Origin of the sequence: Roseovarius sp. TE539, assembly GCF_003298505.1 — a bacterium.
Classification (GTDB): Bacteria; Pseudomonadota; Alphaproteobacteria; order Rhodobacterales; family Rhodobacteraceae; genus Roseovarius.
Window position 1 is genome coordinate 22,391 of record NZ_QNGB01000021.1, and the last position, 12,959, is coordinate 35,349.

Sequence of the window (12,959 nt, forward strand, 5' to 3'; positions counted from 1 at the left end):
CATGGATTGGTCGAGGGATCTGCAGGACTGGCCACTCAACCACCTGTCACGGCGCATCGCCCATAGGCCACATCTGTGGCATGTTCAGCAAACCGGAACCGGCGACACCATCCTCCTTCTTCACGGTGCCGGGGCATCAACGCATTCGTGGCGGGCAATGATCCCGTTGCTGGCCGAAAATCACCATGTTGTCGCACTTGACCTGCCGGGACAGGGGTTCACGCGTCCGGGCACCAGATCGCGCAGCGGGTTGACCCCGATGACCGAGGACATCGCCGCGCTGTGTGCCTCTCAGGGCTGGAGTCCATCCTGCGTCATCGGCCATTCCGCCGGCGGTGCCATCGCGCTCAACCTCGCAAGAGTCATGCCCGGGGTATCGACGGTGGTCGGGATCAATGCTGCCCTCAGCAGGTTTGACGGCGTTGCCGGCTGGCTGTTCCCGCTACTGGCCAGGTTTCTTGCGCTGAATCCGCTGACATCCTATGCGTTCTCGGCCGGCGGTCGGCCTGTCGAACGCGCCCGCAGATTGCTGGAAAGCACCGGGTCGCGTCTTGATGAGGACGGAATCGCCTATTACGCCCGATTGATATCGGACCGGGATCATGTCGAGGGGACGTTGCAGATGATGGCTCAGTGGAACATTGATACCGTTCTGGCCGGGCTGGAAAGGATCTCGGCACCGTGCCTGTTCCTGACGGGCGAGAATGACCGTGCGGTGGCGCCGCGCCTTGCAGAAACGGCGCGGGACAGGATGGCCTCGGCACAGGTTTCGCAGCTTAGGGGAGTCGGCCACCTGGCCCATGAAGAAGCCCCTTCAGAAACCGCCGCGCGGGTGCTGGACTGGCTGGAATCGTTTGCGCCGAAAGCCGGATGACCGCGCGGCGGTTTCAAGCGCGGTGCCCGCAACAGGCCCCGCGCCACCGCATCGCGACGACCGGGGCAGGATCATGACAACCGGAAAAAACGATCAAGCCGATACTGCCTGCCCATTGTGCCATGCCCGGGCGGAGCATTTCCAGACGATCGGCGCGCGAACCTATTTTCGGTGCCCATGCTGTGAACTACGCTTCCTCGACCCTGCTTTGCGGCCCGGCCGCGCCGAGGAAAGGGCACACTACCTGACGCATGAGAACGATCCGGACGACCCGGGATATCGGCGTTTTCTGTCCAGGGTGACCGGTCCGCTGCTTGCACGGCTCGCACCCGGATCCCGGGGGCTTGACCATGGCTGTGGACCGGGGCCCGCACTGGCCGGGATGATGCGCGAGGCGGGCCATGAAATGGCAGTGTATGATCCGTTCTTCGCGCCTGACACCGCGCCGTTGAGGGCCTCCTACGATTTCGTCACCTGCACCGAGACGGCAGAGCATTTTCATGACCCCGCCGGCGAGTTCAAGCAGCTGCGCAGACTGGTGCGGCCCGGCGGATGGCTTGCAGTGATGACATGTTTCCAGACCGAAGACTCCCGTTTTGCCGGTTGGCACTATCGTCAGGACCCGACGCATGTCGTTTTCTATCGTGCCGCGACATTCAGCTTTCTTGCCAGTGCATGGGGGTGGGATATCGACATACCCGAAAAGGACGTTGTGTTGCTTGACCGGCCACGCCACGACGTGGACTCATGACCAGTTGGTTGCACGAGGAACGTTTGCACGCGGTGGAAGACGCCGTCAGGGCAACCGGCGCGGCAAGAATCCTCGATCTGGGATGCGGCGACGGCGATCTTCTGGTGCGCCTGGCCGGGAATCCACGCTATGATGAAATTTTCGGCGTCGATCTCTGCCCCGATGCGATCGGTCGCCTGCGCCGCCGCCTGAACACCTGTGACGTCAGAGTGCCGAAGATCGGCTTCCGCACCGGCTCGATGTTTGATCCGGCGGCGGACATGGCCGGGTTCGACTGTGCCGTCCTGATTGAAACGATCGAACATGTCGATCCTGCACGATTGTCGGCGCTGGAACGGGCGCTGTTTCATGACATGCGGCCCGAAACGGTGGTGATCACGACACCTAATGCCGAGTTCAATACGCTTCTCGGCGTCCCGGCACACCGGTACCGTCATCCCGGCCACCAATTCGAATGGTCAAGAGCCAGGTTTCGCGAATGGTGCGCCCGCGTGGGCCGTTTCTACGGGTACAAGGCCATGGTCACCGATATTGCCGGATGCCATCCCGACCTCGGAGGCGCCAGCCAGATGGCCGTCTTTCACGGGACAGGCACGGCCTTGCCCCCGGACACCGGGTGAACCGCGACGGAAATGCCTGACCTGCCGATCGGGCTGTGCCCCACCATGCCCGGAGTGCGGCGAAGCCCTACGGTTGTACCGAAAGGGTTGCCGGAACAGGCCGGACATATGGGCCCGGCCGATGATCGCCGATCCCGGAATGGCTGAGTTCACCCGATCACACGACCACGCCATTCTATGTTTCATCCCGGATGATTACATAAGACCGGTTTTCGGCGCCTAGCGGATATTACCATTTTGTAAATTGCAACCGATCTGCTAGCAATATACACGCTAACCGTTTGTTCAATCCATTTCGGAGCCTCCAAGGTTGTCCAATGCTGATCCCCAGACCCGGGCCCGGATGCCGCAAAACTACGGGCAGGCAGACGGTCACAAGCGGCGCCTTCGCGTCAGGACCGCAGCTGATGCCTTTCCCGTCGCCAAACGGGCCTTCGATATCCTTGTCTCCGTTTCCGTCCTGATACCGGTCGCGTTGCTTTGCGCGGCGGTCCTTCTCGTGCTCAACCCCTTATTCAATGCCGGCGGGCCACTCTTTTATGTACAATCAAGGATGGGCCGGAACTGCACCGTCTTCCGGGCGATCAAGTTCCGCACCATGCGAGGGACAGGCCGGATCACGCGGAAGGCGAGCGGTCCGCTTGAGCATGATCGGATCACCACCCTCGGACGGTTTCTGCGCGAGACGCATCTCGATGAACTGCCACAGGCCCTCAACGTGCTGCGCGGAGAGATGAGCCTCATCGGCCCGAGACCTGACTATTTCGAACACGCAACGGAATATCTGCGTCTTGTCCCGGGGTACCGTGCACGGCACACGGTCCGCCCCGGCATCAGCGGCCTCGCGCAAACCGAACTCGGTTACGCCGATGGACTCGACGCGACCCGCGCCAAGGTTCTCGCCGACCTGAGATACATTGAAAACGCCGGCTTCAAGCTGGATGCCTGGATCGTCTGGCGCACACTCGTGACAGTACTCCGTTGTAACGGTGCCTGAAAACGCATGTCAGTCCCAGGGCTTGGGATCATCGGGATGTGCCGATGGCCCTCCGGGCCGGAACCGGATGATATGCGAGCCGAACTCGTCGATGTCCTTGTATACGATCTGCCGCGGGATATGGGCATCGACCGTCCTGCCAGCCCGCCACGGAACTTCGGTAACACGGCAATTCGCCTCAAGCCCGGCATAGGACACGGCCGGCGCCACCTTGCGCAAGAATCCCAGGCTGTTGAGAACGGACACCCCGTCGATCGTGATGTTGCCACGGGCAAGAACCTGCTTGCCACGGCCCTTCGTCATAACCGACTGCGACACACTTTCCGCCCAGACACCGCAAACCCCGGTCCGGCCGTCGAAATTTCGCAGGTCCACCGAAACCGACAGACCACCGGGCGACGTGTAGGTTCCGCCGGTGACAGACGGGTCGGCGCCAAGCCGCGCCACGCCTTCTGGCTGCGCACCTGCAAACGCGAGCGTGGCAATGGAAGTGGCAAATGCGGAAAAAAGCGGTAGTCTCATATCGTGACCTCCGTACGTTCCCTGATTACATAGCACATGAGTCCGATCGTTCGCACAAGGGATTTCATCCACACGAACGGTCACATCATCGTTGTCAGACGCGGGTGCCTTTCGCACCGGTCGCGGCGAAACTTTCCGTTTCCTCGATCATTTCCGGGTACCATTTCTCGACCGTGGCCGAAAATTCATTGCGGATCCGGCTGACCTGCGCGGGGCTCAGATCCTCGCGCCACACCCCGGACTGGCCCTTGGCGAAAAATCGTTGCATGCCCTTGGGCCGCTCCGCGAAGCCGTGCGTTTCCTCGAATTTCTTCATCGCGGAAAAGCTGTTGGCCTTCACGGATTTTGCCAGCTTTGGCCGATCCACCGGCACACGCAGGAACTTTTCCAGCAGGCGCGCCATCTCGCGGCCCGGATTGGCCAGCATGTCCTCGTAACGCAGCACGAAAAGGGGCAGGCCCGGCGCATTGTTCCAGACATGAACGTGATCGTCCCAACGGCCCAGAACCTCGAATATGCCCTCGTCGGTGCCCATCAGCATGTCCGGGTTGGCCATCCGGTCGATGGCAGTGTCGATGTCACACATTTGATGACGCGCGAAGGACGGGGCCAGATCGAACGGGTTGCGCATCACGTAAATGGCGGCCGCCGTCACCTCGGGGGGGATCAGGTCCTGATCGCCGATGCGGATGGACTGGCAATGGGTCTTGACAAAATGGTGGTTCGGCTTGGACGCGGCGATCAGCCTCAATGCCTTCGGCCGCACCTCCAGCCACTCCTCGATCGTCGTGCCTTCGAAGGGTTTTCCCGCCGCCGCGTTGAAGAAATCGCGCCGCACGTCGCCCGTGGTGAATTCGCGCAGGTTGTTGATGTCCGGCGCCTTGCCCTCGGGCATGAAATAATGCGCCAGAAGGCTGCGCAGCCAGGTGTTTCCGGATTTCGGGTAGGAGGCCAGCCAGATGACGCGCCGGAGGTTGCTCATTCCAGATACCCGTATTTTTTCATGGTGTTGCGGTGATCCTTGCGGATCTTGTCAACAAGCTCCGGCGCCAGGTCGGTGCGCCACTGTTCGGCCTTGCCCTTGGCGAAGAAGCCGTCGCTCTTGCCTGAATGTTCCCCGAACCCGTGTTTCTTCTCCTGCTTTTTCAGTTCGCGGAAACTGGAAAAACGGATCGCCTTTTTCAAACGGGCCTCGTCGGGCGGTATGCCGATATGCTCCAGAAGCCGCCCGAAATGCTCTTCCGGGTTCTCCAGCAGATCCTCATAGCGCAGAATGCATTGCGGATAGGCGGCCCGGCGCGTCCAGCTCAGCACATGCTGCGACCATGACCCGAGGAACTGCGTAACGGTGGTGGGATCGGCCGAATTGGCGCAATCGTCCCGCCCGATGTTGTAGGTCGCCTCCTCCGGACTGATGCCATAATGGCGCGCGTAGGACAGGACCATGTCCAGCGGGTTGCGCATGATGTAAACCGCCGAGCGCGTGTACTGATCCGGGATCAGTGGCACGCCAAGGGCATCGTCGCGGATATTGTGGGTCTTGACGAAGTTCACGTCGGCATTGTTGGCCACAATTGCGCGCAAAACACCATCACGCAACTGCAGGGTCAGCCCGATATCGTGAACGTCGATCTCTCGCCCTGCGACCTTGTGATAGGCCTTGGCAATGGAGTCACCCATGCCAAGCCGATGAACCTGGTTGATCGAAAGAGGCTCGGATGGATTGGCAAGGTAATTGGACAGGAAGATCCGCGTCCAAGTGTTCCCGGATTTCGGGTAGGAGGCCAGCCAGATGATGCTTTTTTTCATGAAGCGGCGATCCGCGAGAAGGTCTGAAGAGCGTCGATCGACAAATATAATCGGTCGCCGGGAATGTCACCCCCTCGGAGCGCTGAATCTGTGCGTCACCCCGTCCCCCGAGAAGACTTTCGGGTCATCGACCCGGGGCGTCAACGGCCCCCTCGGCGCGTGCGGAAGGGCCCCATGCCCGGGTTCAAACGTTGGAAATGACCGGAGAAAACAAAAACGGCGGGGCGGCTCTCGCCACCCCGCCGCAAAATCATGCCGGAGCTATCAGAAGCTCAGGTTGATCGCGGTACCGATGAGCGAACCATCTGCCGTCGCGCCAGTCGCACCGTTGTTGGTGTCCTGGTAAACGAAGTAGACATCCCAATCGACACCCGGACCGAGGTCACGGCTGGCGCCGACCTTGTAGGCCTCGTAGTCGCTGTCGACCGCGCCGGCTTCAATCGTGCCCTGGTAGGTAAGCGCTTCAACGGACCACGGACCGGTGACGTCGTAGGTCATGCCGAGGCTCCAACCTTCCTGATCGCCAACACCGGTAGGTGCGCCGTTGTCGTTCTCGGTATAGCTCGCACCGAGGGTGAAGCCGGCAAAGCTGAACTGACCGCCGATACCCCAAGTTTCAGGATCGCTGATACCACCAACGTTGGAGTCGCCCGTGCCGTAGCGTGCGCCCAGCGTGACGCTGCTGTCGCCGAAGGACTGGCTGTAGCTTGCGCCGATGTCGAACACGTCAGCAACGGTCGCTGCGCCTTTGTTGATGTTGTAGTTGTGGCTGACGTTCTGACCTGCATTAGCGGTACGCGCGTAGGACACACCAACGGTCAGGCCGTTGAAGTCCGGCGTGTAGTAGCTGATGCGCTCAACGTCGTTGTTGCCTGCAACCTCGGTGTAGGACGAGAGTGCGGCCTGACGGAAAGTGTTCACGCCCGTACGCGGAATGAACGCCGAAGCGGACGGCGAGTTGATCCACATGGAAGTCACGGTCGGCGCGCCGATCATGGACTTGTAACCGGCCGAGTTCTCGTTACCGATGTCGATCCGGCCCAGCGTGTCGCTGGAGATCGACAGGTAGCTTTCGTCAACGCCACCAGTGTTGGTGTGGGCTTCGTACTGCACGTTGATGCCGAAGGTCATGCCGTTGTCGAGCGTGACGGAGGGCGAGAAGATGATCTCGCCGGTGGTGAAGACGTTCACCCCGTCGAAGTCCGTGCCGGCAGGATTGGTGATCGTGCCGCCAACGTCAGCGTAACCGACATGAGCGGAGTAGAAGCCGCCCCAGTTCATGTCCCATTGCTGGGCCGTTGCGGGCGCAGCCATTGCGACGCCGAGTGCGATCGCGCTGGTGCTGAGCAGATGCTTTTTCAAGGTGTCCCTCCTCATAGTAGCAGGAATGATGTTTCATGGTCCGCCGCCCCCAAGGCTGGACACGGCTTGAGGATTGGAATGCTGCAAATGGGGCCTTGGTGTCAACGCGGCGGCGGCTGCGGGCCGGGAAGTTGCCCGTTCTGTGACGTATAAATCACACACTTGCGTCGGGCCTGCCCCGGTTTGGGCCGAATTCCGCCCGGATTCCGAAAATTGCGTTTTCACGGCGTGATTTGGCGGTTTCCGGCGGTCCGCGGTCGGGCATTTCCCGGGGCCGGCGACGACTCGGTCGGTGCCACGTTGTCAGGCCCCGTGCGCCGGGGGATCGCCCATGAAGGTGATTCCCCCTGTCAGGGTTTCGGCATGGCGCAGGGCCGCGCCGGTGGCCAGCGCCATCTGCGGCAGCACCATCCATTCCAGGGTCCAGGCAGCGCCCGAGCGTTCCTGCTCGTGCTCCAGCGCGGCGTGCATCGCACCGAGTTGCGCGGCATTGAATCGGCCCAGGGCCACCAGCGTTTCCGCGCCGACCGGGTTGGCCTTGTGCGCCATGGCCGAGGATCCGCCGCCCGCCGCCAGCGTGACCGTGCCGATTCCCTGCTGCGTCATCAGGCAGATGTCCTGCCCCATCTTGCCCAGCCCGCCGCTCACCAGCGACAGCCAGCCGGCGAATTCTGCCAGGCCGTCGCGCCGGACGTGCCAGGCCCGGCCCGGCGCCGCGAGGCCCAGCCGCGCGGCCATGTCGGCGGCCAGGGCATCGCCCTGCCCGTCGAGCCCGCCGCGCGTGCCCACCGGGCCGCCCATCTGCACCCGCTCCAGCCGCGGACGCAGTTGCGCCAGCCGCGCGGCATGATCGTCAAGCGGAAGGCACCAGCCCGCGATCCGGTCCGCCACGGTGACCGGCAGGGCCGCCTGCATCCGCGTCCGCCCCATCAAGGGGTTGTCGCCGAAGCGCAGCCGGAGGGCATTCAGCCCCTCCGACAGCCGCGCGATACGATCCTCGAAGACCGCACAGAGATCGCGCAACGCCATCACCAGCGCGGTGTCGACAACATCCTGCGAGGTCAGCCCGCGGTGCAATGCCGGGTGATGCGCCTCGGGCAGTCGCGCCCGAAGCTGCGCCACGAGTCCCGGCACGGCCACACCGTCACGGACAACGCCAAGGGCCAGCGCGGCGCGGTCGATGCCCTCCGGGTCCAGCACCGCACGCACCGCCGCCGCGCTCTCGGCGGGCACCTGCCCCGCCGCTTCCAGCGCGTCGGTCCAGGCCCGTTCGACCCTCAGCATGTCACCAAGCTGCATGTCATCGCCGAGTCTTGCGGCAATCTCGGCATCGCTGACCAGCGCGCCCAGCCATTGGCTGCCGAAGGCGGTGCCGGTCATGCCGGGGCGTCCCGCAAGCCAAGGATCGCGCGGGCCTGATCGGTATCGGCCACCGGACGGGCGTATTTTTCGCAAAGATCAACGGCCCGGCGCACCAGTTCGGCGTTCGACGGAGCCAATGTGTGCCGATCCAGCCGGATGTTGTCCTCCAGCCCTGTCCGGGTGTGACCGCCCGCGGCGATCGCCCATTCGTTGATCACGATCTGTCCCGGGCCGATTCCCGCCGCGCACCAATTCGCCTCGGGTGCGCGTTCGGCCATCATCCGGACATAGAAGTCGAACACGTCCCGATCCACGGGCATTGCGTTTTTCACCCCCATCACGAATTGCACATAGAGCTTGCCGTGAAGCACGCCCGCACCGTGCATCCGGATCGCCTGCAGGATATGGCTGAGATCGAACGCCTCGATCTCGGGCACGACCCCGTGGGTGCGCATCTCCCGCGCGAGCCAATCCACCAGATCGGGCGAATTCTCGTAGACGCGGGTGGGAAAGTTGTTGGACCCAACCGACAGCGACGCCATGTCGGGGCACAGCGGCAGCATCCCGCCACGCTCACGCCCCGCGCCCGATCGCCCGCCGGTCGAGAACTGCACGATGATTCCGGGGCAGTGTTTCCGGAGTCCCTCCTTGAGACGGGCAAAGCGTTCGGGGTCCGAGGTGGGACGGCCGTCATCGTCGCGCACATGACAATGGGCAATACGCGCCCCGGCCTCGAACGCCTCATGGGTGGATTCGACCTGTTCGGATATGCTGACCGGGACAGCGGGGTTGTCGGCCTTTGTCGGCACCGAGCCGGTGATCGCCACGCAGATGATGCACGGCTTGCCCGCCACTGATGCACCGGCGCCGGTGCGCATGCCCGTGTTTGTTCCCGCGCTCAAAGGTCCAGAAAGACCGTCTCGCCCGGCCCCCTCAACCTGATGTCGAAACGATAGGCACCCGCGCCCGCCGCCCCGTCACGCGCCGCGATCAGGGTGGGCCGCCGATGCGGCTCGACCATGTCGAGCACGGGATCGGCGGCGTTGGCCGCGGTGTTCTCGGGAAAATAGACACGCGTTGCGAGCCCGGTATTGATCCCCCGCGCCACGATCCACAGGCTCAGATGCGGAGCCCCGCCCCCGGGCGCCGCGCCCGGGCACACCGTCTGCAGGCCCCATTCGCCGGTCTCGAAGTCGCAGGCCATCCGCCCCCAGCCGCGGAAATCGGGCTCCAGTTCATTCCGACGCGGGTCGTCGGGATGGGCAAAAATGCCCTCGGCGTTGGCCTGCCAGACCTCGATCATGGCATCGCGCACGGGTGCCCCGGCCGCGTCAAGGATGCGGCCGGTAACGCTGATGCGGTCGCCGGCGCAGCGCGGACCCGCGATCGGCGCGTCCCGGTCCATGGCGGCGGCCGGGAGTCCGGCAAGGCGCGGCGCAAGACCTATATGCACATAGGGCCCCGCCGTCTGCGACGGGGTCTGCGGCAGGTATGGCAAGTGCTGCTTGATGGTTCAGCCCCCCTCTGGCCGGTTTTCGAACGGCGTGGCGCGACGTCCCCGCAGCACGATGTCGAACCTGTAGGCCAGCGCGTCGAAGGGTTGCGCGGCCTTCATGTCCAGCCGCGCGACAAGCTGCTCTACCGCCTCCGGATCCGGGATCGTCCGGACAATCGGGCACAGCGGGATCAGCGGATCACCCTCGAAATACATCTGGGTGATCAGACGCTGCGCGAATCCCGACCCGAAAACCGAGAAATGCACATGCGCGGGGCGCCAGCTGTCGGTGCCGTTGCGCCACGGATAGGCGCCCGGTTTGACAGTGCGGAAGGCATAGTATCCCTGCGCGTCCGTCAGGGTCCGCCCACAGCCGCCGAAGGCGGGGTCAAGCGGCGCGAGATAGCCGTCATTGACATGCCGGTAGCGCCCCCCGGCATTGGCCTGCCAGATCTCGACCAGCGTCCCGGGCACCGGGCGCGCATCCTCATCGAGGACATGCCCGTGCAAGACGACGCGTTCGCCCACCGGCCCGTCGCTGCCGGGGGCGGCGAAATTGCGCAGCAGGTCATTGTCCCTCTCGCCCAGATCCGCATGCCCGAAAACCGGCCCCATGCGTTCGGCCGGCGGTGTTTCCAGCGACAGCAGCGGGAATTGCGGCGCCCGCGCCACCGTGGATTTGTAGGCATCGTCGAAGGCGGGCGGATGACGACGCCGGTCAATGGGATAAAAGGCGCCGGTCATGTGCCCTCCCCGGCTTCGGCGCGCATCTCGGCATATGTTTCACGGGCCAGTCTGAGGGCATGATTTGCCCGCGGCACACCGGCATAGATCGCGACATGCTGGAACGCCTCGGCAACGTCGGTCATGCTCGTGCCCGTCCGTGCGGTAGCGCGTATATGCATCGGGATTTCCTCGAAATTCCCGGTCGCCGCCAGCAGGGCCAGCGTCAACATGGAGCGTTCACGCGGGCTTATGGCATCGCTGGACCATACCCGGCCCCATGCCCCTTCGGTAATGAGCGCGCGAAAGGGGGCGTCGAGAGGCGTGCCGGCCGCGTCGGCGCGGTCCACATGGGCATCGCCGAGAATTTCGCGGCGCGTCGCCTCGCCCTTCTCACGCAGGCGCCGGTCCTCCTCGTGCATGCCCTACCACTCCTCGCAAATCCCGGTGTGCGGCAAATTCTGGCACACCCGGCGCAGCTTGTATAGCCGCCGGCAACGCGCGCAGCGCACCGCCGGCACCCTCTAGCCTTGCGCGTCCAGAAGGCCGCGTTCGGCCAGCACCCTGCGGGCCACCCTGAAACATTCCAACCCTTGAGGCACCCCGCAATAGATGGCCACCACGTGGATGGCGGCGCGGATCTCGTCGACGGTCACACCGTTGTTGATCGCGCCGTTGCAGTGGATTTCCCACTCGTGCATCTTGCCCAGTGCCCCGATCATGGCGAGGTTCATCAGCGACCGGGTTCTGGCGTCAAGCGCCCCGTCGCCCCAGCCGAAGCCCCAGCACCATGCCGTCATCGCCTCCTGGAACGGGCGGGAGAACCCGTCCGCCGCGGCCAGGTTCCTTTCCACGTATTCGGCTCCCAGCGTCGCCTTGCGCTGTTCCAGCCCCTTGAGGAACAGGTCTTCGTCGAATGCAGTCATTGCGTCACCCCCTGATCTTCATCGCGACATTCTTGGTCTGCACGTAATTCCAGAGCGCCTCGCGTCCCTTTTCGCGGCCATAGCCGGATTTTCCGTAGCCGCCGAAAGGGGTTTCCACCCCGCCCGCGAACCACTGGTTGACGAAGATCTGCCCGGCGCGCATTGCCCGCGCCGCGCGTGTCGCACGGTCGAGGTCGCGCGTGAAGACGCCGCCAACCAGCCCGTATTGCGTGCCGTTGGCAATATCGATCGCCTGCCGCTCGTCGCGGAACGGCATGACCGACAGGACCGGGCCGAACACCTCGTCCCGCGCGATGGCCATGTCCGGGGTCACACCGGTCAGCACCGTGGGTTCCATGAAGGCGCCGGGAATGTTCATCCGCCGCCCGCCGGTGGCGATCCGCGCGCCCTGCCCCACGGCTTGCTCGACCATGGAAACCGCGCGGTCGCGCTGTGCTTCACTGGCCATGGCGCCCATGGTGGGGCCCGCCTCGCGCCGCTCCATGCCCGGCCCGACCGAGAGGGAGCGGGCCACCTTGACCGCCCGGTCCACCACCTCGTCATGGCACGATTCATGCACGATGACCCGCGACATCGCCGAACAGACCTGCCCGGAATTGAAATAGATGCCCCAGCGGATATCGTTTTCGAATGCCTGCAGATCGGCATCGTCATGAACGATGGCCGCCGATTTGCCGCCCAACTCAAGGACACAGGGCACGACGTTCTGCGCGGCCGCCGTGGCGATCGCTATGCCCGTGGGCACTGATCCGGTGAACACCATCTGGTTGATGCCCGAATGCGCGGCAAGTGCCGCGCCGGCCTCGTGGCCCCAGCCGCTGAATATGTTGACCGCGCCCGCCGGCACCCCGGCCGCCTCGGCCGCCCGCGCCAGCCAGGCGCCCGTCAGCGGCGTCATTTCCGAGGTCTTGATCACGCAGGTATTGCCCGTCGCCAGCGCCGCCGCCATCGACCGTGATGCAATCTCCAGCGGGAAGTTCCAAGGGATGATCTGCGCCGAGACACCGTAGGGCTCGTTGTCGGTGAAATCGAAATACCCGCCACCCAGGGGAATCGACCGTCCTTCGACCGTGGCCGCCTGATTGCCGTAATATTCAAAATAGAGGGCCGCACCGGAAACTTCGCGCTGCGCCTCCCAGAAGGGTTTGCCCTGTTCGCGGGTCAGAAGGCCGGCAATCTCGTCGCGATGGACAACAAGGTAACGTCCGATCTCCTGAACGATCCTGCCGCGGTCCATCGGGCGCATGTCGCGCAGGGCACCTGCGCGGTCCACACGGGCCGCCGCCTGAACGGCCCGGTCCACATCGCCCGCATCCGCCAGCGCCTGCTCGCCCGCCACGGCGCCGCTGCCGGGATCGGTGACATCGGTTCGGCCCGCACCGCCGTCACACCATGTGCCATCGATGTAGTTCTGCCGGTAATCGCTCATCCCATTCCCTCCTTGCCGGTCCGGCAGCCAGCGCGACGCCCGGCTCCCGGCCCCATCCATTGCCGCAA

15 protein-coding genes are annotated in these 12,959 nt (G+C 64.1%); 4 read left to right on the forward strand and 11 right to left on the reverse strand.

Annotated features, from left to right (window positions below; all coding sequences use genetic code 11):
* Position 1: 1 nt before the first annotated feature.
* From bchO to DQW77_RS13035, 4 genes are all read left to right on the forward strand, one after another.
* Entirely contained in the window at positions 2 to 874 is an 873-nt protein-coding gene (bchO, locus tag DQW77_RS13020; protein WP_113258668.1) for an alpha/beta fold hydrolase BchO, read from the forward strand.
* 73 nt (positions 875 to 947) lie between these two features.
* A complete protein-coding gene (locus DQW77_RS13025; protein ID WP_113258709.1) occupies positions 948 to 1,625 on the forward strand; it encodes a class I SAM-dependent methyltransferase in 678 nt (225 codons plus the stop codon).
* Positions 1,622 to 2,245 carry a methyltransferase domain-containing protein gene (locus DQW77_RS13030; RefSeq protein WP_113258669.1) on the forward strand — a complete coding sequence of 208 codons (624 nt, stop codon included), beginning with the start codon at positions 1,622 to 1,624 and terminating at the stop codon, positions 2,243 to 2,245. The genes DQW77_RS13025 and DQW77_RS13030 overlap by 4 nt, the downstream gene beginning before the upstream one ends.
* A gap of 310 nt (positions 2,246 to 2,555) precedes the next feature.
* A complete protein-coding gene (locus DQW77_RS13035; RefSeq protein WP_258523858.1) occupies positions 2,556 to 3,242 on the forward strand; it encodes a sugar transferase in 687 nt (228 codons plus the stop codon).
* Between the two features lie 9 nt (positions 3,243 to 3,251).
* On the opposite strand, the gene DQW77_RS13040 is transcribed toward DQW77_RS13035, so the two are convergent.
* The 11 genes from DQW77_RS13040 to DQW77_RS13090 form a co-directional block, all read right to left on the reverse strand.
* The gene (locus tag DQW77_RS13040; protein ID WP_113258671.1) at positions 3,252 to 3,764 is read right to left on the reverse strand and encodes a hypothetical protein; all 513 of its coding nucleotides are present in this window, start codon (positions 3,762 to 3,764) and stop codon (positions 3,252 to 3,254) included.
* Positions 3,765 to 3,858: 94 nt separating this feature from the next.
* Positions 3,859 to 4,746 (reverse strand): sulfotransferase domain-containing protein, encoded by an 888-nt coding sequence (locus DQW77_RS13045; RefSeq protein ID WP_113258672.1) that lies wholly within the window; start codon positions 4,744 to 4,746, stop codon positions 3,859 to 3,861.
* Positions 4,743 to 5,573 (reverse strand): sulfotransferase domain-containing protein, encoded by an 831-nt coding sequence (locus DQW77_RS13050; protein ID WP_113258673.1) that lies wholly within the window; start codon positions 5,571 to 5,573, stop codon positions 4,743 to 4,745. Before DQW77_RS13050 ends, DQW77_RS13045 begins: the two co-directional genes overlap by 4 nt.
* Before the next feature lie 264 nt (positions 5,574 to 5,837).
* Entirely contained in the window at positions 5,838 to 6,935 is a 1,098-nt protein-coding gene (locus DQW77_RS13055; RefSeq protein ID WP_258523859.1) for a porin, read from the reverse strand.
* A 303-nt stretch (positions 6,936 to 7,238) separates the two neighbouring features.
* Positions 7,239 to 8,315: a 3-carboxy-cis,cis-muconate cycloisomerase gene (locus tag DQW77_RS13060; RefSeq protein ID WP_113258675.1), complete on the reverse strand. Its 1,077-nt coding sequence runs from the start codon at positions 8,313 to 8,315 to the stop codon at positions 7,239 to 7,241.
* Positions 8,312 to 9,175: a 3-keto-5-aminohexanoate cleavage protein gene (locus DQW77_RS13065; RefSeq protein ID WP_113258676.1), complete on the reverse strand. Its 864-nt coding sequence runs from the start codon at positions 9,173 to 9,175 to the stop codon at positions 8,312 to 8,314. Before DQW77_RS13065 ends, DQW77_RS13060 begins: the two co-directional genes overlap by 4 nt.
* Positions 9,176 to 9,195: 20 nt before the next feature.
* On the reverse strand, positions 9,196 to 9,807 hold the full coding sequence (gene pcaG, locus DQW77_RS13070; protein WP_113258677.1) for a protocatechuate 3,4-dioxygenase subunit alpha: 612 nt from the start codon (positions 9,805 to 9,807) through the stop codon (positions 9,196 to 9,198).
* Positions 9,808 to 9,810: 3 nt separating this feature from the next.
* Positions 9,811 to 10,536 carry a protocatechuate 3,4-dioxygenase subunit beta gene (pcaH, locus tag DQW77_RS13075; RefSeq protein ID WP_113258678.1) on the reverse strand — a complete coding sequence of 242 codons (726 nt, stop codon included), beginning with the start codon at positions 10,534 to 10,536 and terminating at the stop codon, positions 9,811 to 9,813.
* Positions 10,533 to 10,937: a 4-carboxymuconolactone decarboxylase gene (gene pcaC / locus DQW77_RS13080; protein WP_113258679.1), complete on the reverse strand. Its 405-nt coding sequence runs from the start codon at positions 10,935 to 10,937 to the stop codon at positions 10,533 to 10,535. Before pcaC ends, pcaH begins: the two co-directional genes overlap by 4 nt.
* Positions 10,938 to 11,039: 102 nt before the next feature.
* The gene (locus tag DQW77_RS13085) at positions 11,040 to 11,441 is read right to left on the reverse strand and encodes a carboxymuconolactone decarboxylase family protein (protein WP_113258680.1); all 402 of its coding nucleotides are present in this window, start codon (positions 11,439 to 11,441) and stop codon (positions 11,040 to 11,042) included.
* A 4-nt stretch (positions 11,442 to 11,445) separates the two neighbouring features.
* Positions 11,446 to 12,891: an aldehyde dehydrogenase family protein gene (locus DQW77_RS13090; RefSeq protein ID WP_113258710.1), complete on the reverse strand. Its 1,446-nt coding sequence runs from the start codon at positions 12,889 to 12,891 to the stop codon at positions 11,446 to 11,448.
* Positions 12,892 to 12,959: the final 68 nt, after the last annotated feature.